The organism is Actinophytocola sediminis (assembly GCF_054779715.1).
In genome coordinates, this window is the sequence record NZ_BAAGXS010000048.1 from 1 (window position 1) to 22,622 (window position 22,622).

Sequence of the window (22,622 nt, forward strand, 5' to 3'; positions counted from 1 at the left end):
TGGGTGCCCGTCAGTACGACCCCACCCTCGGCCGGTTCAACGGCTACACCTACAGCAACAACAACCCCACCACCTACTCCGACCCCACCGGATTGAAATATCTCCTCGGCGACTGTGCCTGCTATAACAGTGGTAACTCCAGCGGAAAATCTAAACCCGCAGCAGGGAAATCCTCTGGTAAGTCAAATGGTCGAGGCAATAGTGCGCCGGACTATCCAGACTTTGTTCCCGATGAAACTTGTGCATGGCAAGTCGACGGACAAAAACAGGAAGGCCGCGCTTGAAAGTATGCTGCGGGTTCAGGTGCAAAACCCCAATAATCCGTACTATGAACAGCTAAGGATTCCATTCTGTAAAGAATTTCCGGATCATGCCAAGTGTGCTCCACCGGCAACGTTTGTCGAGGCTGCGCATAGTTTCCTTGATGCGTGCGGGTTCGTGATCGATGTCTGTGATTCGGTGAATGTTAACATCTATCTGTATGAGGGAGATCTGGAAAATGCGGCGATATCTGCTGTCGCGTTGATTCCCTGTCGCTGGTGTGCTTGCCGCTTTAGCGAGACCAAACACCAAGACACCGTCCTGGACCTGGTCACCGAAGACGGTGCTACCGTCACCACCACCGAAGACCAACCTCACCATCGATGACATCCACACTTACTACGTACGAGTGACTGGTGGTGTAATAGGCGGATCAAACGTTCTTGTATACAATTCGGCTTCTGAGTGTTTCGGCGTGGGCGAAATCCCAAGAAAAGTAGTTAACAGTAATATGGGTCATATTGACCTAGAGCGCGCCCAGAGGGCCGGGTTCGACGACCTCCCGTCGGCTCAGCAGGCTATACGAGAATTGGGTGACGATATCACGCGTCACGGATTTCCGAAGGGATCAATATCTGACACGGTTCGCGCAGATCGGACGCTGGTCCCGTTGGGTACTAATGGATATGCTGTGTATCAGCGTAAGTCTAATGGGAACGCAGTTTTCAAGACAATTCTCACGCGAAAGTAGCGAATTATGAACCTTGCAGACGATGAAAAGCCAATAAAGGAACCGTTTTGGAAGCTGGAAGAATTTCATGAAGCAAAAATAGTCAAGGCCGTACTTAAGCGCAGATTTCCATCAGCTTATTTGATTCTGACGGAAGCTCTTGAATCTGCGGATCCATTCGATATCGTGTATCCGGGAAACCCTGACGAGTACTCTGATGTTGTTCAAGAAATAATTGTTCTTCTTGCGCCGGTCAGCGGCGACCTTGGTAAATTGACGGAGCGACAGGTTGACGAAATTGTCCGGGACGGCCTCGCTAGGCGTTTCGGAGAAGAGCCGGATGAGGTGCGAGTTCGAGAAGCGGTCCGGTTGATCGGACAGAAAGCCAAGTCTCTATAGTCCGCCGACTTTCGGCGATAATTATTCACGTGCTTGATGATGGTGTTGGTGTCCAGGGGTTTCCGATGAGGGCGGCGAAGGCGGTGAGTCCGTGTTTGTATGCGGTGAAGACGTAGCCGTGGATGCGGCCCGCTTTTGCGCTGGTTTCGGATCGGCAGGTGTCGAAGATTTTCATCTGGGTCGTTGATCGGGCGACGGCTAGTAGTGCTTTGTTATGTGCTGTTGAGCTGGGGTTTCTGTGGTGGTTTGGGTCGGGACGGGTTGTCGGCAGGTGTGGCAGATGCCCGTCCAGACCGCGAGTAGGGCCTGGAGTTCGTGCAGGACCGCGTAGAGGGTCAGGCCTGCGCAGGGGCTTTTGGGGTGCGCCGAAGTTGGGTGCAGATGGCCTGGGCCACCGACGTCAGGGTGACGTGGCGGTGCCAACCGAGCCAACTGCGGCCTTCGAAGTGGTCCAGGCCGAGGCCGGCTTTGAGTTCGCGGTAGTCATGCTCGATGCGCCACCTGATCTTGGCCGAACCAGATCACGCAGTCGGATGTCGGGTGGGAGGGTGGACAGCCAGTAGTCAGTCGGCTCGAGTTCGCCCGGTGGCCACTCGGCCAGTAGCCAACACTCCGGCAGGCTTCCGTCGGCGCCGCGCGGGATGTTGCGGTTCGCCGGCCGCACCCGCAACGCCAGGAATCGTGACCGCATGCGCGCGGTCGGGTTGCCCGCGGACTTGCGTGATCCGTGTCGCCACACCACGAACCGGCCCGCCGACCGTCCTGCTGCCATGACCAGCCTTTTCAAATCAACCGGCTTGTCCGGGTAACGCGACAGCGGGGGGCGACCGCTGCCCTTCCAGGCCGGTGTCACCGGCACTGCAGCGGCCGGATGGGCGGTCGCGGTTGAGGAAACCGCTAGGACGTAGGTCAGGCCACGTTCGGTCAGGCCGAGCCGGAACTCGGTGGCATCACCGTAGCCGGCGTCAGCCACCACCGGCCGCCGCGGCAGGCCCCACTCGACGGTGATCTCGTCGAGCATGTCCAGCGCGAGCCGCCACTTCTCCCGATGCCGCACCTCGTCCGGAACCTGGCTGCGGGCACGCCGACGTCGGATCTCGGTCGCGGCCAGCTCATCGGCTTTCTTGTCGTCCCACGATTCGGAAGAAACAACCGCCAGTCGATCGCCGCCGACGCCCAGTCGGTGACCGCGTGCACGCTCACCCCGATCTGGCAGTTCCCGGTCTTGCCCAGCGCCCCGCAGTACATCCGGGCCACCCCAGGAGAATCCTTGCCGTCCTTGGGAAACCCAGTGTCATCGATCACCAGCGCTTGGGGATCGATGAACTCCCGCGCCCATACCGACATCCGCCGCCGCACCTCGACGTGATCCCACGTCGAGGTGGTGACGAACTGCTGAAGTTGCTGGTGATCAACCCCAAGCCGCTCAGCCATCGGCTGCATCGACTTACGCTTGCCATCCAGCATCAACCCACGCAGATACAACTCGCCCTTCGCTCGCTGATCACGCCGCGCGAACCCACCCAGCATCTCCGCGGCGAACTGCTCGATCACCGGACGAACCCGGTCCATCTCCTCTGGCGTCACCCCCGAAGAAGATCACATCCCCACACGAGCACTACAACCGCACCTAACAAAGCACTACTAGTGCCCTGAGTCGTTAATTCGGCTGCGGTATGCGGCGAAGGTTTCGAGAATCTCGTCGGCGGTCTTGGTCAGTTTGCGGTTGGTCAGCTCAGCGAACCAGCGTTCCACGAGATTGAGCCAGGAGCCGCTGGTCGGTGTGAAGTGCAGGTGGCACCGCAGGTGGCGGATCAGCCACTCCTTCACCTTGGGAGTCTTGTGCGTGGCATAGTTGTCGAGGACCAAATGCAGGTCCAGATCCTTGGGCACTGCGGCATCGACGAGCTTGAGGAACCGCAGAAACTCCTGATGGCGGCGGTAGTGATGGGCAATCACCGATCCGCTGGAGATATCGAACGTGTCGCACAGGCTGGTGGTGCCGTGGCGGACGTGGTGGGTCATCCGTGCCGGCGTGGTCGGCAGAATCGGCGCGGTGCGATCGCTCGCTTGCATCTGACTCTTCTCGTCGACCGCGGGGACCAACTCGTTCTCCGGCGGAGCCATATAGAGGCCAACGACGTCACGGACCTTCTCGATGAACTGCGGGTCGGTCGAGAGTTTCCAGGTCTCGACCGTGTGCGGCTTGAGCCCGAACGCCCGCCAGATCCGCGACGCCGCCGACTGCGACATACCCGTCGCCGTCGCCATCGACCGGGTCGACCAATGCGTGTCCTGTCCCGGCTTTTTCTCCAACGTCTTGGTGATCACCAGCACAATTCGCTCATCTCCGATCTCCTGCGGCCGCCCCGGACGAGGCTCGTCCGACAAGCCCTCCAGTCGGCGAGCCACAAACCGCGACCGCCACTTTGACACCATGTCCCGCGACACACCCATATCCGCGGCCTCCTGCCCGATCGTGCCACCTTCCGCGCACCGCAACACGATCCGCGACCGCACAGCCTACGCCGGCGCCGTCTTCCGCTGACGCGACCATCCACTCAGGACACTACGTTCCTCGTCGGACAACACCACCGGTTCAAGCTTCGGGCTCCGCATCCCCGCACTCTGCCAACTAACGACTCAGGACACTAGGTCAGTCGACGTCGCGGCGATGACCGAGATCGTGTGCGAGCAGGACTCGGTCATCGAGGTCCACGTGTTACGGGGTGCTGGCTGTACTCGGCTCGCCGTGCCCATCCAGGACTCGGGACCCCTCGCGGGCGCATCTCACCAGTAAGGCGGACACGCCCGCCCCGCAGTGATCCCGACGGCGCCGAAACACAAGGCAGACGCGAATGTGGTGGTGTACCAAGTGATTCGTTGAGCACCAAGGTTGCCGAGTTGTTGCGGAAGAGCCTAGACAGCTATCGGTTAGTTGATGCCACGGCGCCAGATGACGTTCTCGCGGCGGCGGAGAAGTCGCCGCCGAATACGCCCCCCACTCTTTCCGTTGTGGGTACGGCCGTAACCTCGTTTGAACCCGTAGGCGCGGTAGAACCCGTCGTCGAAGTGATCACCGTCTACTTTGAACCCGCCCCGGTTACGGCGACAAGCGCTCATACCAGGCATGGATTTCCTCCTTCGGATGTTTGATCGGCTCGTTTCTCGTCTCTGGCTGGCTGGATCGGTCTGGTCTCCAACGTGAGATCAGTCGACGATCAGCCCAGCTTGGTGAGGGAGTATTTTTTGGGCTTGTCGCTGGTGCGCAGGGCGTAGCCGTTGTCCACGAGCTTCTCCAGCGCGTTGTGCACCGCACCGGAGGATCGACGCAACGCTTTGCCGATCGTGTTCGGGCTGAACTCGCCGGAGTTGTCCCGCAGGTAGTCCTCGACCATTCCGCGCAATGCCCCCGGTGCCAACCGCTCCAGTTTCTCTGGCTCCGAAACGGAATCCATGACGGCAGTCGGCCCGTCGTTTGTGTGCAGGTGGTTCGTGGGCTGGTCGTCGGCAGGTTGGTCGTCGGTGGGGTGCGTGTCGGTGGGCTGGTGGTTCGTGGTGATCGACCAGCGATCAGCGGGGCGGGAGCCCCCGTCGGCGATCCCCGGGGTGCGTGTGACGAGGCTGTCCTTCTCCCAGCGGGTGAGGATCTTGGGTGCGGTCGATTTGCCGATCCCGGCGGTGGTGGACAACGCGGCGGCGGTGCTACCGGGGTTTCCTTGGAGTGCCTGCCACAGCTTCTCCTCGGTCTCCGTGCGCGGCTTCGCCGGATCGGTGGCCGGGGTCGGAACGGCTTCCAGGGTGCGGTTGGTGGACATGGCTACCTCGCAATAGTGACGTGTTGGGTTGGGTGGTCATGCCCCGGCCGGAGCGGGTGCGGCCCCCGGTGCGCATCCGGTGGTCTGTCGGGCCGCACATCTATGAACGCTTCCTTCGGTGCGTGAAGTCAAGCGATACATCAACAACACACGCGTCTCGTGTGGACGTTCACCGATTCGCGTGACATCGCTACTACAAACAGATCCAGTTCGCGCTCATGCCGCACGCGGGCATTGACATCTCCGCCCGCACGAAGCGTCCATACACATCGACACGGCAACAAACCCATGGGAACAAAGGTGATCGACGAGTGTGCGACCTTCCTGAACTCACATTTCCCGCCCGTTGGCCACGACGAGAGCGCGCCGCCCGCAGCTCGGGACCGTACTGTTCCAAGAGGACTCGTCATGCCGGAACGTGACATGCCGATGGATCTGCATGTCGTGTGGGGTTCCCAGGTCGCCGTCGAACGCGGCTATCGGCTGGAGGCCATCGCCGTGCAGCTGTCCGCCGACATCGCCGAGCTCCGCGAAGACGGCTGCCTTCCCGAACACATCCACACCCGTGTCACTGTCCTGCCCGAGCAGCGTGTTCTGGAGATCCGGGTCGAGGGTCTGTCGGTCGAGACCGACCCGGACCGCACCGCCAGCCGCGACGTGATGAACACGCTTTTCGAGTTGGGCAGCGATCACAACATCATCACCCTCGACGCGGAGTCGCCTCCGTTGTTCACCCAACGGATCCTGCTGGTCGACCCATTCGGTCAACCGTTCGCCGCGAAGGTCGGCGCGGGCATGGGCGAACCGGAACCGTTCACGCGATGTAGGTTCTCAAGATCGGTTTCGTTTGATCTTTAAGCGAGCTGGGCTAACAGCAGAGTTCTCATCGGTGTTGCACCGCATGTTTCTCATCGGTCTTTCATTTCCTTCGATGATGCCTGTTGGGCGTCGTCGGGTGGGTCGATCGTGTTGATCTGAGCCTGGACGTGGGCGGCCCTGTAAGGGTCGAGATAGGTGAGGATGGTGAGAGCTTCGTGCCAGGCTTCGCGGGCTTGCTCGGTTGAGCCCTCGCTGCTGAGGATTGTCCCGAGTTCGTTGAGCGCATCCGCGCGAGCCAGCTCCATGTGCTCGGCCTGGAAGTACGCGATGGCCCGCTTTAGGTGATCGATGGAGTCGTTGGTTCGGCCTTGCTCGTAGTGGATCTTCGCCAGGGATTGCAGCGCACCGGCCTCTACACCTTTTGTTTTCGATGGCGGTAGCAATGTCTAGACCCTGGTGGATGTGTGTGAAGGCTTGGTCGAGTTGCCCCATGCCGCGCAGAGCATTCCCGAGAGCGATCAGGGTGATGGCCTGGTTGCGTCGATGGTTGATGGATCGATCGATGTCCAGCGCCTGCTCGGCGCACTCCGCTGCGTCGGCGTACCGTCCAACTTCGACGTAGCTGTAGGCGAGGTCTCCCAGTGCAGCACCTTGCCCAAACGTGTAGCCAATATCCTGCGCGATCGCCAGCGCTCGCCGCAGGCAGATGATGGCGTCACTGTGGCGCCGGGCTCCCGCCCACGCCTCACCGAGCGACAGGTGAGCCCAGAATTCGCCGAGCTTGTGACCGACGTGCTGGGCGGAAGAAAGGCCGAGTTCGTGGATAGCGATCCGGTCACTCGCGGTCCGCTCGTTGCCTACGTAGCAGTCGAAAGCTTGGGGGAGCTGCCAGCCGGCCGTGTACTGGCCCGCATCGAAAGCGCCGCGAATGAGGGCCATCAGGTTGGCGTATTCGTCGACGAACCAGCCGCGAGCGTGGTTGCGATCGATGAACGCCAACGAACGGCAGCTGCGGGGTTGTGGATCTATAGGGAGTTCGGGGTGTTGTGGGTAATACGAGAACAGGGCTGCGTGTGCGGTGTGGAGATACCACTCGTAGAGCCGTTGTGTCGCTTCGTCGCGGAGGCCGGCGGGTTCGTCGGTTATTGCTTGTTCGGCGGCGTAGGCGCGGAGGAGGTCGTGGAATTGGTAGCGGCCGTCGCTGGTTTCGGTGAGCAGGTTAACGCTGACGAGCGTGTCGAGGTGGCTTCGAGTTTGGGTGATGGAGGTGCTGGTGAGCGCGGTTGCGGCGTCGAGGCTGATGGTGGGTCCTGGTTGCAGGCCCAGGAGTCGGAACACTTCGGCTGTTCTGTTGGGCAACGCGTGGTACGACCAGGAGAAGACGGTTCGGACTGTGGTGGTTTCGTCGTCGTCGTTGGCGAGGATGTCGAGGCGCCGTTGTTCGGCGGCCAGTTCGTGCACGAGGTCGGCGATGGTGAGGTGCGGGCGGTTGGCGACGCGTTCTGCGGCGATCCGGAGCGCCAAGGGCAGGTAGTCGCATCGGCGGGCGAGTTCGGCTGTTGCTTCCTGCTCGCGGTCCGTTCGGTCTCCGATGATGTCTTTGAGCAGGCTGGATGCTTCGTGGGGTGTGAGGACGTCGAGGCTGATGCGGTGTGCGCCGTCCCGGGCGACGAGCCCGGAGAGCCGGTTTCGGCTGGTCACGATGACGAGGCAGGCTGGCTCGTTGGGAAGCAGGGGGCGGATCTGGTCGGGGGTGGCGGCGTTGTCGAGCAGCACCAGGATCTTGCGGCCGGCCAGGATCGATCGGTAGATGCCGGCCTTGGCGTCGGTGTCCTCGGGAATGTGCTGGTGCGACAGTCCCAGCGCCTGTAGGAAGGATTCGAGGGCGTGGTTGGGGCTCAGCGGCGGGCCGGTGTCGTAGCCGCGCAGGTTGACATACAGTTGCCCATCGGGGAACTGGTCTTGTCTGTGGTGGGCCCAGCGCAATGCCAGCGATGTCTTGCCGATGCCGGGTGCGCCGGCGATCGCGGAGATCACGACCGTTGACGGTTGCTCGTGGGCGAGTGATGCGTCGAGCTTGTCCAGCTCCGTTTCGCGGCCCGTGAAGTGGGTGATTTCGCGTGGCAGCTGCCGAGGTCGCAGAAGCGCGCCGGCGACCGCGGCATGCAAGTGAACGCCACCTGTGATGCTCCGGGCTTGCACGACCTGTTCTGAGTCGCGTGCGGTGTTAGCGACGCCATCCGGTGGTAGGTGCGGTTCATGGTTTGGGGGTGTCATTGGATGTTCGCTTTCTTCCGGTCGCGGAATGTGTGGTGGTGGTGGAGTTCGTGGAGTGCTGCGCGGTGTCCGTCGGGGGTGAGGGTGTAGTAAGTGCGGCGTCGTCCGGGGCCGCGGCCGGGTGGGGCGCCGGCGAGCCAGGCGTGTTCGTCTTCGGGGCGGCTGGTGAGCCAGCCAGCGTTCAAGAGGCGGTGCAGGATGTCGTAGATGACCCCTGCGCTGACGTTGGTGCGGTTGAGGAGTTCGTGGCCGTAGAACTCGCGGGGGTTGTCGAGGAGATCTCGGAGGATGGCTTTCAGCGGTGTTGTCATGCGCAGCCGTGTGACGTTGATGTCGTCGAATCGACGGTGTTGCGGAGGTTTGCGTGGAGCCATGGCCTGGCGTTGCGCTTCGATGAGGATCTTTCCGTTGGGTTTGGGGTGGATCTGGTCGGCGCGCAGGCTGCCCATCATGAGGTGCTGGTTGCGATCTTGCGTGAGGTCGCTCAGCAGGGCGTGACCTCGTGGGGTTGGGTGGTGCGGTTTGTTGTAGGCGCCGCGGTGGAAGAGGGTGGCGCCGATGTCGTGTTCGAGCCGCTGGAACTGGTCGGTCAGTGTGCGTTGGGTCGTGCCCAGGTAGCCAGCGGCGGAGTGCAGGCTGGGGAAGGCCATGATGATCTGGAAGCGGTGCAGCCGATACCAGCCGTGCAGGGTGCCCTCGACCGCGGCACGAATGTCACGGGGGACGTCCTGATCGAGTTTGGTGATCATGTGTGGGTGGCTGAAGATCCCGGACGGTCGGGCGGGGATGCCGAACCGGTGCAGGGCGTTGTTGACGATCATCTGGTCGGTGCCGAGTTCGGCGGCGATGTCCGCGGTCGAGCGCAACTGGTCGCAGTATTGCTCACGCAACCAGTCCGGGGCGATGGGGAACGGAGCACGACCGTTGTTCAACGGGACACCGAGTTGTTTGGCGATGCGAGCGATGATGGGGACTGTCTCAAAAGATCGGCTCTGGCGCACTTTCGGTGGTGGTGTTATCCGAGGAGGATGCGGTGGCGCAGGAGGGCAAGGCCTGCTCGTCCGTACATCTGTCGCTTGAGCAGCTTGGTCTTGGTGTTCACGCCTTCGGTGCGTCCGTTGTGGTGATGGAGGGTGATCGCTGCGGTGACGGCGTCGATGTCCTGGTCGAGGCCTCTGGCGAAGGAGTGCACGTGTGGTAGGTCCGCCTTGCGTGTGGCGGTGGTCCATTCCGTCAACAGGGCCGGGTTGTCCTTGTGAGGAGTGAGCAAGGCGGCGAAAGAACGCACGGCGCCTGCCAGCGCTGTCATCTCGGGGCAGGCTGCGGTCAGAGCTTGGAGTCGTTCGCGTTGCCGTTCGGTGAGGTTCTCCGGCCGGGTCAGTAGCAGGCGAGCGGCTCGTCGTGGTGAGAGGTGCGGGTGGTCGTCGAGATGCCGTCCCTGGTTCAGGTAGCGCACGAGGAGGTTGTGGCTGCCGGTGTAGCCCAGGGCACGGATCTCGGCCAGCAGCGCGGTTGCCCCCACGCTCGGCTCTTGTTCACGGCGGGAGCGGAGGTGGTCCCGGTAGGGGTCGACCATGCAGGCCCGATACTTGGGAACCCGCTGAATGCGCTGCGGTGTGGCCGCGCGGGCGTATCGCTTGACGGTGTTCATTGCCAGGCCGAGGCGGCGTGAGNCCCTCGCGCAGTCCCGTGGCTGTGGCCCAGCATGCGCTGTGGGCGGCGACTTCCTTGCCAACGGCGTCACACAGACCGTGCCAGAGATGCCATCGGTCGGTGACCTGGACCGCGTTCGGCAGTGCGTCCCGCACCGCCTGCGCATACGCGGCCGAGCCGTCCCGGCACACAACCTCGACTCCTGGATGCGCCCGCAGCCAGCCGGCCACCACCTCGGCGCCGCGCCCAGACAACACGTCGATCCGGGCGCCGGTGTCGGCATCAATCAACACGGTCGCGTAGTCATGACCTCTGCGCAGGGCGAAATCGTCGATCCCCAGCACCCACGGCACCGCACGACCCGGCAACGGGCTTCCCAGCAGGACCCGTACAGCGGTGTCCCGCCCGACCGCGATCCCCATCGCCGGCAGCAACCGGGCCGAAGCCCTGCCCGCCAACTCGCGCACGACACTGCGAACCTGCTCGCGCAGCCGGACGGTCCGCCGCTGGTACCGCTCAATCAAGTCCGGTACTTGCTCTCGGAAGGTCTGGCGCGCGCACTCGTTGACAGCGCAACGCATCCGACGGATTCGCAACCTCACCAGCACCCGGCGTCCATCGACCGGCACATCCGCAGGCACCCGCTCGTGGAAGGCATGAACCCGGTCTGTCGGCGTCCCACAGACAGGGCACGCCACCTGAGCACCCCTGGTCGATGCCCGCACCACGATCACATCACCAGCGTCCTCGACACCCTCGACCGACAGGGCCGATAGCCCCGAGAACACCACACCGACCAGCTTCGCCATCTCAGCCACAAACGATCATGGCAACCCACACCCGGCTGCGACGAAGACCCACCCACCACCTAAAGCGCGCCAGAGCCAATCACGGGATAGACCCTAGACCCTGGGGAATCGCTGGCCCCGGTTGGGAGGTTTCGTGGGGTCAGTTCGGTGAGGTGGTGGCGGGTGCGAGTTCGGCGAGCAGGGCGGTGACGCGGCGGTTGATCTCGTCGCGGATCGGCCGGATCCGGTCGATCGACTCGCCCGCTGGGTCGTTCAGGGCCCAGTCGAGGTAGCGCTTGCCGGGGAAGACGGGGCATGCGTCGCCGCAGCCCATGGTGATCACCACGTCGGCGGCCTGGACGGCTTCGGTGGTGAGCGGTTTGGGGAACTCCCGGGACAGGTCGAGTCCGATTTCGGCCATCGCCTCGACCACCGCCGGGTTGATGGTCTCGGCGGGCACGGACCCCGCCGAGCGGACCAGGACCTGGCCCTGGGCGTGGTGGTGCAGCAGAGCCGCGGCCATCTGGGAGCGGCCGGCGTTGTGCACGCAGACGAACAGCACCTCGGGCAGGTCAGACATGGTCACTCCTTGGTTCTTCGCGGTGGCGTCCAGACGCTCGCGGGCGACGCGCCCGGCGAGCACAGGCAGGTGAGTGCGAACCCGGGCGGAGGCGGCGAACTGGTCGAACGAGTCGCGCATCAACGCGGTCACGGTCTGTGGTGAGAACGTGCCGTCGAAGCGGCGGGCCAGCGCGACGGCCTCGCGGTCGAGCAGCCGGTCGACGTGCGGGTCGGTCAGACGGCAGTCCTCGACGTCATGGCAGGGCCCGCCGTCGCGGTAGGTGGACATGACGGTCCTCCAGAAGGGGTGAGGGTCAATGGGACGTGGGGGCGAAGCGGCCGCGCAGCGCGAGGGAGACGTAGACCAGGCCGACCAGGACCGGCACCTCGATCAGCGGCCCGACGACCCCGGCCAGCGCCTGTCCGCTGGTTGCGCCGAAGGTGGCGATGGCGACGGCGATGCCCAGTTCGAAGTTGTTGCCCGCGGCGGTGAACGCCAGGGTCGTCGTGCGCTCGTAGCCGAGGCCGAGCACCCAGCCGAGGACGTAGGAGCCGGCCCACATCAGGGCGAAGTAGACCAGCAGGGGCAACGCGATGCGCGCCACGTCCAGCGGGCGACCGGTGATCTGGTCACCCTGCAGGGCGAACAGCACCACGATGGTGAACAACAACCCGTACAGCGCGAGCGGGCCGATCCGGGGCAGGAACCGCGTCTCGTACCAGTCGCGGCCCTTCGCGCGCTCGCCCAGGCGGCGGGTCAGCCAGCCGGCCACCAGCGGGATGCCAAGGAAGATGAGCACGCTCGTGGCGATCTGCCACCCGGAGATCGCCAGGTCCGTGGTTGGCAGGCCGAGCCAGCTCGGTAGCACCGACAGGTAGAACCAGCCGAGCAGCCCGAATGCCGCCACCTGGAACACCGAGTTCAGCGCGACCAGGACGGCGGCGGCCTCGCGGTCTCCGCACGCCAGGTCGTTCCAGATGATCACCATGGCGATACAGCGGGCGAGTCCGACGATGATCAGGCCGGTGCGGTAGTCGGGCAGGTCGGGCAACAGCAGCCAGGCCAGCGCGAACATCAGTGCCGGACCGACCAGCCAGTTTAGTGCCAGGGAGGACCACAGGAGCCGCCGGTCGCCGGTGACGGTGGTCAGTCGGTCGTAGCGGACCTTGGCCAGCACCGGGTACATCATCACCAGCAGGCCCAGCGCGATCGGCAACGAGATCCCGTCCACCGCGACGGCGTTGAGCACCTCACCCAGGCTGGGTATCCACCGTCCGGCCAGCAACCCGACCAGCATCGCCGCGCCGATCCACACCGGCAGCAGCCGATCCAGCACCGACAGCCCGCCCGCCCTGAGGCTTCTCGACGCCGGACCGCCGTCGGGCGCGACTACGGAGGACGACCCCGCCGGCGAACCGTCGGGGTTCGCGGTCACAGCGTCGCTTCCGTCGGACGGGTGAGCAGCGCGGCGATCCGGTCGGTGGTCTCGGGCCGCAGCCAGTAGTACACCCACGTTCCCCGTCGTTCGCAGTCGATCAGACCCGCCTGCCGCAACAGTTTCAGGTGGTGGGAGATGGTCGGCTGGGACAGGTCGAACGCCGGGGTCAGCTCGCACACGCACACCTCGCCGCCAGAACGGGAGGCGATCAGCGACAGCAGCCGCAGCCGCACCGGGTCGCCCAACGCCTTGAACACCGGCGCCAGCTCGGCGGCCTGCTCGGCGTCCAACGGCGCGGTCAACAGACCGGGGCAGCACGCGGCAGCCTGCTCGAGCATCGGCTGTTGTTTCGACATGCTTCTATATTGACAAGGATCGATCCACTGCGCAAGGTTGTATCGAAGAACACCGAATCAACGCCCGCGAAAGGGGCACACGATGAGTGATCAGGCGACCGATCTGCGCGAGACCGTCCGACAGCGATACGCCGCCACGGCCATCGCCGTCACGTCCGCGGACTCGGCCGTGGGAGCGGGGGCTGACTGCTGCGGTCCGTCCCCGGTGGAGGTGGACACGAACTTCGGGTCCGGCCTGTATTCCGGCAACGACCGCGACGCCCTACCTGCCGAGGCCGTCGCAGCCTCCCTGGGCTGCGGCAACCCCACTGCGGTGGCCGACCTGCGCGAGGGGGAACGGGTGCTGGACCTCGGGTCCGGCGGCGGGATCGACGTGTTGCTGTCCGCCCGCCGGGTCGGCCCCACCGGCAAGGCGTACGGACTGGACATGACCGAGGAGATGCTCGCCCTCGCCCTGGCCAACTCCCGCAAGGCCGGCGCCACCAACGTCGAGTTCCTCAAAGGCACCATCGAGGCCGTGCCCCTGCCCGCGAACACCATCGACGTCGTGATCTCCAACTGCGTGGTCAACCTCTCGATCGACAAACCCGCTGTGTTCACCGAGATGGCCCGAGTCCTGGTCCCCGGCGGCAGAATCGGCATCTCCGATGTGGTGGCCGCCGACCATCTCACCCCCGACCAACGCGCGGAACGCGGCTCCTACGTCGGCTGCATCGCGGGAGCCCTGTCCTTCGCCGAGTACCACGACCACCTCTCCGCCGCGGGCTTCACCGACATCGAGATCACCCCGACCCACCAGGTCGCCGACGACATGCACTCGGCGATCATCCGGGCCACCACACCCACCAACAGCACCGACGAGGCGCCGACCCAGGCCGGCGCCGCCGGCTGCTGCGGCACCTGTTGACCCGCTCCTTGCGCCCAGACGGGAGCGGCCGGCCGCTCGCGGGACGGCCAGTCGACCGCTCTCGTATGCCCCGCGTGCCGGGCAACGGTGCGCTCCGCGAGTGTTCCGCGGGACACCGCCGTCGACGTCGTTATCGCCATCGACAATTCACCCAGCGCGACCAGTCGCTCGATCCTGCCGAACAACGCGGACACACCCTCGTCCGCGTCACCGGACTCTTGTCGGCCCGATAACCGTCACCATGGCCCTCGCTCCGGTTCGCCGGCGCCGCGCTCGCCGACCTGCTCGGCAGCGACGCCACGATGTTCATCGTGCTCGGCGCGCTCGCCACCGCCGCGACCGCACTGTCCTTTCTCACCATTACCCAATCCAGTAAAGGCAGTAATTCTGATGATCGACGCCGTTGTCATCGGCGCCGGGCAGTCCGGCCTGGCCGCTGCACACGCGCTCCGCGCCGCAGGACGTTCCCCTGTCGTGCTGGAAGGAGGCCAGGAGCCGGTGGGCTCCTGGCCGTCCTATTACGAGAGCCTGCGGCTGTTCTCCCCGGCGAGGTACAGCTCGCTGCCGGGTATGCCCTTCCCCGGAGACCCGGACCGCTACCCACACCGCGACGAGGTCGTCGACTACCTACGCCGCTACGCGAAGAACCTCGCTGTCGACCTCCGAACCGGGCACCGTGTCAGCGCCGTCCGCCGTGACGGCGACCGGTTCACCGTCCAGGTCGAGGACGGCACCGAACTGACCGCCCCGATCGTGATCGCCGCGTCCGGCGCGTTCGGGCAGCCGCACCGTCCTGCGCTACCGGGACTGGACTCCTTCACCGGCACCGTGCTGCACTCCGCCGACTACCGCGAACCGGGCCCGTTCGCCGGGCAGCGGGTGATCGTGGTCGGAGCGGCCAACACGGCCGTTCAGGTCGGGTACGAACTGGCCACGGTCGCCACCGTCACCCTCGCCACACGCAAGCCGGTGACGTTCGTCCCACAGCGCCCGCTCGGCCGCGATGTCCATTTCTGGTCGGTGGCAACCGGGTTCGACCACCTACCGATCGGGCATCTGCTCCGCACCCCGCCCCACATGCCGGTCAACGACGACGGCCGCTACCGCCGCGCACTCGCCGACGGCCGCCCCGACCAGCGCCGCGTGTTCACCGCGATCGACGGCGACACGGTCACCTGGCCGGACGGCACCCGTGAGCAAGTCGACACGATCCTGCTCGCCACGGGATACCGTCCCGGACTGTCCTATCTGGAATCAGCGGATCGCGGGCAGCGCAAGGGAATCTCCATCCTCCATTCCGGACTCGGATACGTCGGACTTGAATGGCAGCGCAGTTTCGCCTCCGCCACCTTACGCGGCGTCGGCCGTGACGCCCGCTATGTCGTCCGCAGTCTCCTCCGGAAGCGGTAACCTGCGGGTCTAGTGAACGGGCGGCCGCAAGGCTTACCTATCCAAATGCGCGTCTCATCACAGGCGTTCTGTACCTCCCGGACGACGCTTGTCCGACCGGTGGTGGCGCGTGCCCGCCGCGATGGCTCGGGAGTGCTGCTGTACCTGGCGTTCCCGCCGAGACCGGGGTTCGGCGTTGGTATGTCGTCCCTATGGTTGGTGTTGTGGTGGATCGGGGAGTTCGTCGGCCCGGCCACGCCGCTGTGTGCGGTTTTCTTGTGGCGACGGGGAAAGGCTGCGGTCGGTGGTGCCCTTCGACGGTTTCCCATCGGGCCGGATCGCGTTCAGCCAACCCGACGGCATCTACCTGCCGCTCGTCACGGCCGGTGGCACGCGAGTGGTCGCGTTCGCGGTAGCCCTGACCGGGTTCGGACTCGCCGCCGTGCTCCTCGCGCGGTGCGGCGGGTGTCGTCGTCGGCGTCGAGGAAGCTGGCGGCGCCGTCACCGGCGGGCAGGCGCAGCTCACCGGCGCGGACGGCCTCGGCGTAGATGCCCTCGGTGAAGGTCTGCGCGAACCAGCCGGGGCGGCTGATCGTCCGCTCCAGCCCGCTGTCGCGGACCGCGGCCTAGCTGTCCAGCGCCGCGTCCCGGCTGCCGTTGAGCTGCACGAGGTAGAGCGCGCGCACACCGTCGAGCGCGGCGTCCCAGGTGCCGGACCGCGGCCTCGCCGAAGGGCGTGACGCTTGGCCTCGCTCAAGCCGTCGTGCTAATACTGCAACGGCACTCAGGTGAGTGGGTAGCCGCGTCGTTTGTAGTGGCTGAGTCGGGCTTGGTGTTGTCGTCTGCGGCGCCAGTACGACCACGCCCAGGCGTGTTCGGCGGTGTTGACTATCCGTAGGACGAGCTTGATCAGCAGGCGTCGGATCTCCGGTAACGTGAAAGCGATCATGCCTGGCTTGCCTGTGCTGGTTCCCCTTTTGTGACAAGGGAGCGGGTCACGGCCAGCCAGGCGTGGGCGAGCATCGCGAGGGTGATGTGGGCGTACCAGGCCCGCCAGGACCGGACCTGGTACTCATCGAGCCCGGCTTCGTTTTTGGCTTGCTGGAAGCATTCCTCGATCCGCCACCGCGATCCGGCGATCCAGGCCAGGTCATGTAAACCGCAGCGGCGAGGTCCGTAGCAAACGTAGTAGGCGACCTCGGTCGGCTTGGTGATCGAGCGTCGGGCGAGTAGCCAGTGTCCGCGCCCGGCCCGCCACCCGACACGGATCGGCGTCCGGGCCCAGTCGTACTCGCGTGGTCCATGCGCACCGGCACCGACCGATAGTCGCCGCCAGGCTCGTGGCGGCAGCCCGGCGATCAGCACGTCTGCCCTGACCTCCACACCCGCGGTGGTGACCACGGTGTCGTTGACCTTGGTCGACACCACATGAGCCGCGTCGTGTTCCTCCAGCCACACCCGCATGTATTTGACCTGCCCATACGCCTCATCCGCGGTCACCCACGAAAACGGCACACCCGCGTCGAACGCCCGCTCGAGCATCGCCATCGCCTGCCGCGGCTTGGTCACGAACTCCGTCTCCTCCGGGATCCCGGCCGCACGACACCGGTCCCGATCAGCGACCCATGACTCGGGCAGATACAACTCACGGTCGATCAGCGCATGTCCGCGCGTTGAGGCATAGGCCAGGAACGAGCCGATCTGACAGTTCTCAATCCGTCCCGCGGTCCCCGAGTACTGCCGCTGAACGCCCGCCGATCGCACACCCTTCTTCAGGAACCCGGTGTCATCGACAATCAGCACCCCGCCGCGATCTCCGAGCCGCTCGACCACGTAGTCCCGCAGGTCGTCTCGGACCCCGTTGACATCCCAGTCCGCCCGCCGCAGCAACCGCTGCATCCCGTCCGGGGACGCCTCACCAGCCTGCTCGGCCAGAGTCCAACCATTCTTTCGTTCCAGCCCCGCGACCAGCCCAGACACATACTCCCGTGCCCTGACACGCGGCTCTGACCTGGTGAACCTGCCCGCGATCCGCGCATGAACCCGGTCCAACTCGCCAACCACAAGATCCACAACCACAAGGACATGATCCACTACGACTCACACAAGTGCCGTTGCAGTACTAAGCCAGATACCGGGCGAGCTTGCCGGGGATCTCGATTCGCACGAGCTGCGGCTCGTCGAGGACTGCTGCCAGTGGCGGTTCAGGGCGGCCGGGCATCAGGTCGCCGACTGCGGTGCGGACCGCGACCTGGCTCACCTCGTGCTCGCGGGCGGCCTGCTGCTGTCTCGATGGTCAGGAGCAGGTCGGTTGGTACGGCGCGTCCGGAATGGACTGTCGCCATTCTTCCGCGGTGAGGTCACGAGCCACGGTGTCGCAGATGTGCCGCGCCGTGTGCTTCGGGTCGGTGTTCCACAGCACGAGCGTTCGGTCGGCACCGGCGGAGACGAGGGTGCGGCCATCGGGGCCGAACGCGACGGTCCTGATCGGTTCGGTGTGGCCGCCGGTGAGAGTGGCTGTGTGAGCCCGGCTGGCGATGTCCCAGAGCGCCACCGTGTGATCCGTGATGCCGGTGGCGAGCGTGCGGCCGTCGGGGCTGAAGGCCAGGGAGTTCACTGATCCGGCGTTGTTCCCGAGGACCGCGAGGCGGGTGCGGCGCGCCACGTCCCAGAGGATCACGGTCCGGTCGACGCCGGCGGAGGCGAGGGTGGCACCGTCCGGGCTGAACGCTACGTCTCGGAGTGCTCCGGTGTGGCCGGTGAGGGTCGCCAGGCGGGTGCGGCCGGCCACGTTCCAGAGCACCACGGTCTGGTCCTGGCCGGCGGTGGCGAGCGTGCGGCCGTCTGGGCTGAAGGCGACGCCGAGGAGTCGGTCGGTGTGGGTGAGGGTGGCGACGGATGTCCGGTGTGTGACGTCCCAGAGGATCACCGTTCCGTCGGCACTCGCACTGGCGACGGTTCGACCGTCTGGGCTGAACGTGACGTCCTTGACCTGGTTGGTGTGTCCGGTGAGCACGACCGGTGGTGAGCCGGGATCCCCGGTGTCCCAAAGGGTGACGGTGTGGTCGCGGACGCTGGGCGGGCGCTCGTCGGTTCCGGTGGCGGTCGCGAGGGTGCGGCCGTCCGGGCTGAACGCCACCCCGTTGACCGGCCCGTTCCAGCCGACGAGGGTGGTGAGGCGGGCTCGGCTTCCGGCGTCCCACAGCGTCACGGCGCCGTCGGCCCCGGCACTGGCGAGAACGCGCCCGTTCGGGCTGACGCCGACGGCGTTGACCCAGTCGGCGTGACCGGTGAGGGGCAGCTTGGTGGGATCCCACAGGAAGACCGTCCCGTTCTCGCCGGCCGAGGCGAGGAGGGGCAGGTGGGGGTTGATGTCCACCGTGTAGACGTTGTCGGGGTGGCCGGTGAGGCGGGCCCGGAGGGCGTGGTTCGCGGTGTCCCACAGCAGCACCGCGTGGTCGTGTCCGGCGGAGATCAGGGTGCGGCCGTCCTGGCTGAACGCGACCGCTCTGGCCGGTCCGGTATGACCGGTGAGCGTGGTCAGACGGGTACGCCGTACCACGTCCCACAGCATGACGGTCCGGTCGGGACTGGCGGTGGCCAGTGTGCGCCCGTCGGGGCTGAACGCCACGGCGTCCACCGACTTCGTGTGCCCGGTGAGGGTGGCGAGCCGGGCACCGGTCGCCGTGTCCCACACCATGATCGTCCCCTCGGCACCACCGGAGACGAGGGTGTGCCCGTCCGGGCTGAACGCCACGGCGTGCACGAAACCGTGGTGGCCGGTGAGGGTGGCGAGCCGGGCACCGGTCGTCGTGTCCCACAAGATGATCGACCGGTCGGCGCCACCGGTGGCCAGGGTGCGCCCGTCCGGGCTGAACGCCACGGTTCGGACCAGCTCCGTGTGGCCGGCGAGAGTGGCCGACCGCGCTCCCGTCGTGGCATCCCGCAGCACCACCTTCTTGTCGTCGCCTCCGGTGGCCAGCAGGCGCCCGTCCGGACTGAACTCCACTGTGCGGAGCCAGGTGGGATGGTCGGTCAGCGTGACGCGGCGCGTGCGGCTGCGGGTGTCCCACAGCACGACGGTCTCGTCCTTACTGGCGGTGGCCAGCGTGCGCCCGTCCGGGCTGAAGGCGACCTCGGAGATCGGCTCACTGTGACTGGTGAGTTCGGTCTGATAACTCTGGTGCGCGGACATGCTGAGCAGGGCGCCGCGGGCCTCGGCGGTGGGTGCGGTGCGGAAGGCCTCCACGCTCAACAGCTTCGCCGTGCCGGGTCGTGACTCCACCAGCGTCAGTGCCCGAGCGGCCAGCTGGCGTGAGACGGCGTACTGGCCGGCCTGCTCGGCGTCGTGGCGCTGCTGGACCGCGACCACTCCGACGGCGGTGGCCACGAGCAGCAGGCCCGCGAGACCGACGGTCAGGTAGCGGAGTTGACGTTGGCGGCGCGCACCTGTCCGCCGTTCGGTGTCCTCCGTGGCGGTGCTGGCGTCGAGGAAGGCCCGCTCGGTGGGGTTGAGCCGGTCGTGGTGGCCGTCCCGGGCCGCCCATTCGAGGGCCTGCGCGAGCCGTGTCCCCCGGTACAACGCCCCGGGATCGTGACCCAGTGAGGTCCAGGTGTGCGCGGCGTCGGTGAGTTGGCGGTGGGTCCGTAGACCGTCCCGGTCCTCGGTGAGCCAGGCGTGCAGCCGGGGCCAGTGCCGGATGAGGGCCTCGTGGGTGATCTCGACGCCGTCCCGGTCGAGGGTGATGAGCCGGGCGTTGGCCAACTGGTCCAGCACGGTGCCGGTGTCCGGGTCGGTGGTGTCCACCTCGTGCCGGATGATGCGCCGTTTGGTGTCCTCGGTGGTGTCGCCCAGCGCACACAGACGAAGCAGGATCTGTTTCGCGATGGCCTGCTGATCGGTCGCGAGGCCGGAGTAGACCTCTTCCGCGGTGCGGGCCAGCGCGGCGCGCAATCCGCCCGCCGCCTCATAGCCGGCCAGGGTGAGCGTGGTGCCGCGGCGCCGCCGCCACGTCTCCCGCAGTACATGCGAGGCGAGCGGCAACACCCCCGGTTGGCGCGCGGCCGCGGCCACCAGTTCGGCCACCAGCGCGGCCTCCACCCGCCAGCCGGACAACGCCGCCGGCTCAGTGATGGCGCGACGGAGTTCGTCCGAGGTCATGGAGCCGACCAGGACCTGCGCGTCACGGAGTCCCTCGACCAGGTGGGTGTGCTGACCGCAATGGCCGTAGAAGTCGGCCCGCACACCGAGCACCACCCGGGTTCGACTGGTCGTCGCGGACGCCGCGGTGGTGAGCGCGGTGATCAACCACGCCCGCTCGTCGTCGTCGCACAGGGTGAAGACCTCTTCGAACTGATCGACCACCACCACAAGTTCGGCGTCGTCGGACCGTTCGGCCATGGCCTGCCGGATCCGCAGGTGGAGATTGTTCGGATCGGCCGCGAACTCGGCGAGCAACGTCGTGGACGACACGTTCAGGACAGCCGCGAGACGCACCGCGCATTCCTCCGCGGGACGCGACCCGGGCGTGAACACCACCGCGGGCCGGTCGTGACGGACGAGATGGGCCATCAGCCCTGCGCGCAGTACCGAGGATTTACCACTTCCGGACGCCCCGAACACGCCGAGAAATCGGCGCTCCGACATCCGGGTGACGAGTTCGGTGACCAACCTTTCCCGCCCGAAAAACCGGCCGGCGTCATCGACCTGAAACGCCGCCAATCCGACATAGGGACCGTCATCGTCATGCTCGTCCGGTTCGCCGGCTGACATCTCGGCAGCGATCTCTCGCCACCGTTCCTCCCACGCCGCGGTATCGCCGTCGCAGGCCGAGACATACGCGAGGGTGACCGCCAGACTGGGTAGTCTGCGCCCGTTCGCGGCCTCGGACAATGCCGCCGCCGAATAGTGAGCACGCATGCTGAGCTGGCGATACGTCGGACTCCCCACCTTCTCCCGCAGCCGACGAAGATCCATCGCGAACCCCGCCAGTAACTCGTTCGCAGGCTCCAGCGGTTGCTCCCGTCGCGGCACCGCGACCACCCCCCTTGGCGGTGCCCCATTGTTCAGGCTTCGTTGTTCAGAGTCCAGCGCCGGACGCTGAACAACCCGAATCCCGTACACCTGGGGTCGGCCAAACGAGGTGAGGAGGGACACCCAGGCCACCTGAACCCGTTACTCAGGAGTGCGAACGACAATGGGAGAGAGATGAACAAACTCACGAAATGTGCCATGGCGTTGGGACTGACGCTGGCTACAGGTGCGACAATGATGGTCACCGCACCATCGGCCAGCGCGCGGACACTCTACTGCTACTTGGTCGAGAGTGATGCCCCGATCTATGAGTATGCGAGCACGTCGAACAAGCAGGACTCCATCGCCGAGGGGCGCCTCCTTCGGGGTGTTGGGGAGAATGACCAGGGCAACTACTGGGCCGTCCAGTGGTGGAAGTCCAACCCAACGGACCCGTCCTGGGAATCCCTCTGGACGCTGTCCTCTGCGACAGACAACGACTACGTGTACTTTTCGCACCTGCGCGTCATCGACTGCTAGTCCTGGTCGGACCGGAGCAATCCCCTGTGTCGGGGCTTGGCGAGTCACCATGCCAAGTCCCGACACAGGAGTGCCGAGCCAGGCACACCGGCCCGCAGGACCTGGATGAAACGTTCGGCGACCTCGGCCAGCCGTGTGATCCGGGTGGTCAGAACGGCGACAGTGGTGGCGATGTCGCGTACAAGGTGCCAGTGCGGTGCTCGTCGATAGCACTGGGTGGCGAGTGTGGTGATGCGGCGGGCGGGCCGCGACAGCCTCGGGGTGGCGCTGGCGTTGCTCGTGCTCGGCCACCCCGTCCTCGACGCAGCCTTCTGTCGGTTAGGTGTATGAGGTCATGACGTTGGTGACGCTGGTGTGGAGTCGGGTTGCTGGTGGTTGGTTTCCGGCGGTGGTGTGGGGTCGATGGTAGTTGTGGTGCACGTTCCAGATCTGTAGCGCTGCCGTGCGGTGTTGTTCGCTGGTCCAGACGTGGGCGTAGCGGAATTCCTCGGCCAGGATCCGGTGGTAGCGCTCGACTTTGCCGTTGTGGCGGGGTGTGTACGGGGTGATGCGTTGGTGGCGGGCGCCGCGTAGGACGGTGGTGAAGTCGTGGGCGCGGTAGCAGGCTCCGTTGTCGGTCACGATCCGGTGGACGGGTCTGCTGCACGAGTAGGTGACAGTGGTAGTCACGCA

Annotated in this window: 18 protein-coding genes and 3 pseudogenes; 7 read left to right on the forward strand and 14 right to left on the reverse strand. The window is 65.7% G+C overall.

The window, feature by feature from the left end; genetic code table 11:
- From ACYVIP_RS27175 to ACYVIP_RS27185, 3 genes are all read left to right on the forward strand, one after another.
- The coding region (locus ACYVIP_RS27175; protein WP_460401292.1) for an RHS repeat-associated core domain-containing protein at nt 1-284 on the forward strand (284 nt) is incomplete at its 5' end.
- Nucleotides 232-648, forward strand: a complete 417-nt coding sequence (locus tag ACYVIP_RS27180; protein WP_460401294.1) for a hypothetical protein — start codon at nt 232-234, stop codon at nt 646-648. The genes ACYVIP_RS27175 and ACYVIP_RS27180, both read left to right, overlap by 53 nt.
- 370 nt (nt 649-1,018) lie before the next feature.
- Nucleotides 1,019-1,390: a hypothetical protein gene (locus tag ACYVIP_RS27185; RefSeq protein WP_460401296.1), complete on the forward strand. Its 372-nt coding sequence runs from the start codon at nt 1,019-1,021 to the stop codon at nt 1,388-1,390.
- 25 nt (nt 1,391-1,415) lie between these two features.
- Here the strand turns inward: ACYVIP_RS27185 and ACYVIP_RS27190 are convergent, their stop codons facing one another.
- The 4 genes and pseudogenes from ACYVIP_RS27190 to ACYVIP_RS27205 all read right to left on the reverse strand — a co-directional run bounded on the left by ACYVIP_RS27190 (nt 1,416) and on the right by ACYVIP_RS27205 (nt 5,208).
- Entirely contained in the window at nt 1,416-1,565 is a 150-nt protein-coding gene (locus ACYVIP_RS27190; protein ID WP_460401298.1) for a hypothetical protein, read from the reverse strand.
- A 225-nt stretch (nt 1,566-1,790) separates the two neighbouring features.
- Nucleotides 1,791-2,962, reverse strand: a pseudogene (locus tag ACYVIP_RS27195) (IS701 family transposase).
- A gap of 72 nt (nt 2,963-3,034) precedes the next feature.
- Nucleotides 3,035-4,009, reverse strand: a pseudogene (locus ACYVIP_RS27200) (IS630 family transposase).
- Between the two features lie 602 nt (nt 4,010-4,611).
- Entirely contained in the window at nt 4,612-5,208 is a 597-nt protein-coding gene (locus tag ACYVIP_RS27205; RefSeq protein ID WP_460401300.1) for a MarR family transcriptional regulator, read from the reverse strand.
- 408 nt (nt 5,209-5,616) lie between these two features.
- Between ACYVIP_RS27205 and ACYVIP_RS27210 the strand changes: the two genes are divergently transcribed.
- Nucleotides 5,617-6,066 (forward strand): hypothetical protein, encoded by a 450-nt coding sequence (locus ACYVIP_RS27210; protein WP_460401302.1) that lies wholly within the window; start codon nt 5,617-5,619, stop codon nt 6,064-6,066.
- On the opposite strand, the gene ACYVIP_RS27215 is transcribed toward ACYVIP_RS27210, so the two are convergent.
- From ACYVIP_RS27215 to ACYVIP_RS27240, 6 genes and pseudogenes are all read right to left on the reverse strand, one after another.
- A complete protein-coding gene (locus ACYVIP_RS27215; RefSeq protein WP_460401304.1) occupies nt 6,040-8,196 on the reverse strand; it encodes an ATP-binding protein in 2,157 nt (718 codons plus the stop codon). The two genes, ACYVIP_RS27210 and ACYVIP_RS27215, sit on opposite strands and share 27 nt — an antisense overlap.
- A 104-nt stretch (nt 8,197-8,300) precedes the next feature.
- Nucleotides 8,301-9,236 (reverse strand): LysR family transcriptional regulator, encoded by a 936-nt coding sequence (locus tag ACYVIP_RS27220; protein WP_460401306.1) that lies wholly within the window; start codon nt 9,234-9,236, stop codon nt 8,301-8,303.
- An 83-nt stretch (nt 9,237-9,319) separates the two neighbouring features.
- A pseudogene (locus ACYVIP_RS27225) lies at nt 9,320-10,775 on the reverse strand (ISL3 family transposase).
- A gap of 130 nt (nt 10,776-10,905) precedes the next feature.
- Entirely contained in the window at nt 10,906-11,595 is a 690-nt protein-coding gene (locus ACYVIP_RS27230; protein WP_460401308.1) for an arsenate reductase ArsC, read from the reverse strand.
- Nucleotides 11,596-11,620: 25 nt separating this feature from the next.
- Nucleotides 11,621-12,649 carry an ACR3 family arsenite efflux transporter gene (gene arsB, locus ACYVIP_RS27235; protein ID WP_460401324.1) on the reverse strand — a complete coding sequence of 343 codons (1,029 nt, stop codon included), beginning with the start codon at nt 12,647-12,649 and terminating at the stop codon, nt 11,621-11,623.
- A gap of 89 nt (nt 12,650-12,738) precedes the next feature.
- On the reverse strand, nt 12,739-13,101 hold the full coding sequence (locus ACYVIP_RS27240; RefSeq protein WP_460401310.1) for an ArsR/SmtB family transcription factor: 363 nt from the start codon (nt 13,099-13,101) through the stop codon (nt 12,739-12,741).
- A gap of 82 nt (nt 13,102-13,183) precedes the next feature.
- Between ACYVIP_RS27240 and arsM the strand changes: the two genes are divergently transcribed.
- Together arsM and ACYVIP_RS27250 are read left to right on the forward strand one after the other, a co-directional pair.
- On the forward strand, nt 13,184-14,008 hold the full coding sequence (arsM, locus tag ACYVIP_RS27245; protein ID WP_460401312.1) for an arsenite methyltransferase: 825 nt from the start codon (nt 13,184-13,186) through the stop codon (nt 14,006-14,008).
- A 390-nt stretch (nt 14,009-14,398) separates the two neighbouring features.
- The gene (locus ACYVIP_RS27250) at nt 14,399-15,418 is read left to right on the forward strand and encodes a flavin-containing monooxygenase (RefSeq protein WP_460401314.1); all 1,020 of its coding nucleotides are present in this window, start codon (nt 14,399-14,401) and stop codon (nt 15,416-15,418) included.
- Nucleotides 15,419-16,342: 924 nt separating this feature from the next.
- Here the strand turns inward: ACYVIP_RS27250 and ACYVIP_RS27255 are convergent.
- The 3 genes from ACYVIP_RS27255 to ACYVIP_RS27265 are packed head-to-tail and all read right to left on the reverse strand — an operon-like array spanning nt 16,343 to nt 21,374.
- On the reverse strand, nt 16,343-17,476 hold the full coding sequence (locus ACYVIP_RS27255) for an IS701 family transposase (protein WP_460401316.1): 1,134 nt from the start codon (nt 17,474-17,476) through the stop codon (nt 16,343-16,345).
- A gap of 43 nt (nt 17,477-17,519) precedes the next feature.
- Nucleotides 17,520-17,657 (reverse strand): hypothetical protein, encoded by a 138-nt coding sequence (locus ACYVIP_RS27260; protein WP_460401318.1) that lies wholly within the window; start codon nt 17,655-17,657, stop codon nt 17,520-17,522.
- 36 nt (nt 17,658-17,693) lie between these two features.
- Nucleotides 17,694-21,374 carry an nSTAND1 domain-containing NTPase gene (locus ACYVIP_RS27265; RefSeq protein WP_460401326.1) on the reverse strand — a complete coding sequence of 1,227 codons (3,681 nt, stop codon included), beginning with the start codon at nt 21,372-21,374 and terminating at the stop codon, nt 17,694-17,696.
- Between the two features lie 231 nt (nt 21,375-21,605).
- On the opposite strand from ACYVIP_RS27265, the gene ACYVIP_RS27270 reads away from it, so the two are divergent.
- Nucleotides 21,606-21,950, forward strand: a complete 345-nt coding sequence (locus ACYVIP_RS27270; RefSeq protein WP_460401320.1) for a hypothetical protein — start codon at nt 21,606-21,608, stop codon at nt 21,948-21,950.
- Nucleotides 21,951-22,268: 318 nt separating this feature from the next.
- Here ACYVIP_RS27270 and ACYVIP_RS27275 read toward each other — a convergent pair.
- The coding region (locus ACYVIP_RS27275) for an integrase core domain-containing protein (RefSeq protein WP_460401322.1) at nt 22,269-22,622 on the reverse strand (354 nt) is incomplete at its 5' end.

Coding starts and splice junctions, on each gene's coding strand:
- ACYVIP_RS27180 (WP_460401294.1), top strand. CDS start 232: ATGAAACTTGTGCATGGCAAGTCGACGGACAAAAACAGGAAGGCCGCG.
- ACYVIP_RS27185 (WP_460401296.1), top strand. CDS start 1,019: ATGAACCTTGCAGACGATGAAAAGCCAATAAAGGAACCGTTTTGGAAG.
- ACYVIP_RS27190 (WP_460401298.1), bottom strand. CDS start 1,565: ATGAAAATCTTCGACACCTGCCGATCCGAAACCAGCGCAAAAGCGGGC.
- ACYVIP_RS27205 (WP_460401300.1), bottom strand. CDS start 5,208: ATGTCCACCAACCGCACCCTGGAAGCCGTTCCGACCCCGGCCACCGAT.
- ACYVIP_RS27210 (WP_460401302.1), top strand. CDS start 5,617: ATGCCGGAACGTGACATGCCGATGGATCTGCATGTCGTGTGGGGTTCC.
- ACYVIP_RS27230 (WP_460401308.1), bottom strand. CDS start 11,595: ATGTCCACCTACCGCGACGGCGGGCCCTGCCATGACGTCGAGGACTGC.
- ACYVIP_RS27240 (WP_460401310.1), bottom strand. CDS start 13,101: ATGTCGAAACAACAGCCGATGCTCGAGCAGGCTGCCGCGTGCTGCCCC.
- arsM (WP_460401312.1), top strand. CDS start 13,184: ATGAGTGATCAGGCGACCGATCTGCGCGAGACCGTCCGACAGCGATAC.
- ACYVIP_RS27250 (WP_460401314.1), top strand. CDS start 14,399: ATGATCGACGCCGTTGTCATCGGCGCCGGGCAGTCCGGCCTGGCCGCT.
- ACYVIP_RS27265 (WP_460401326.1), bottom strand. CDS start 21,374: ATGGATCTTCGTCGGCTGCGGGAGAAGGTGGGGAGTCCGACGTATCGC.
- ACYVIP_RS27270 (WP_460401320.1), top strand. CDS start 21,606: ATGAACAAACTCACGAAATGTGCCATGGCGTTGGGACTGACGCTGGCT.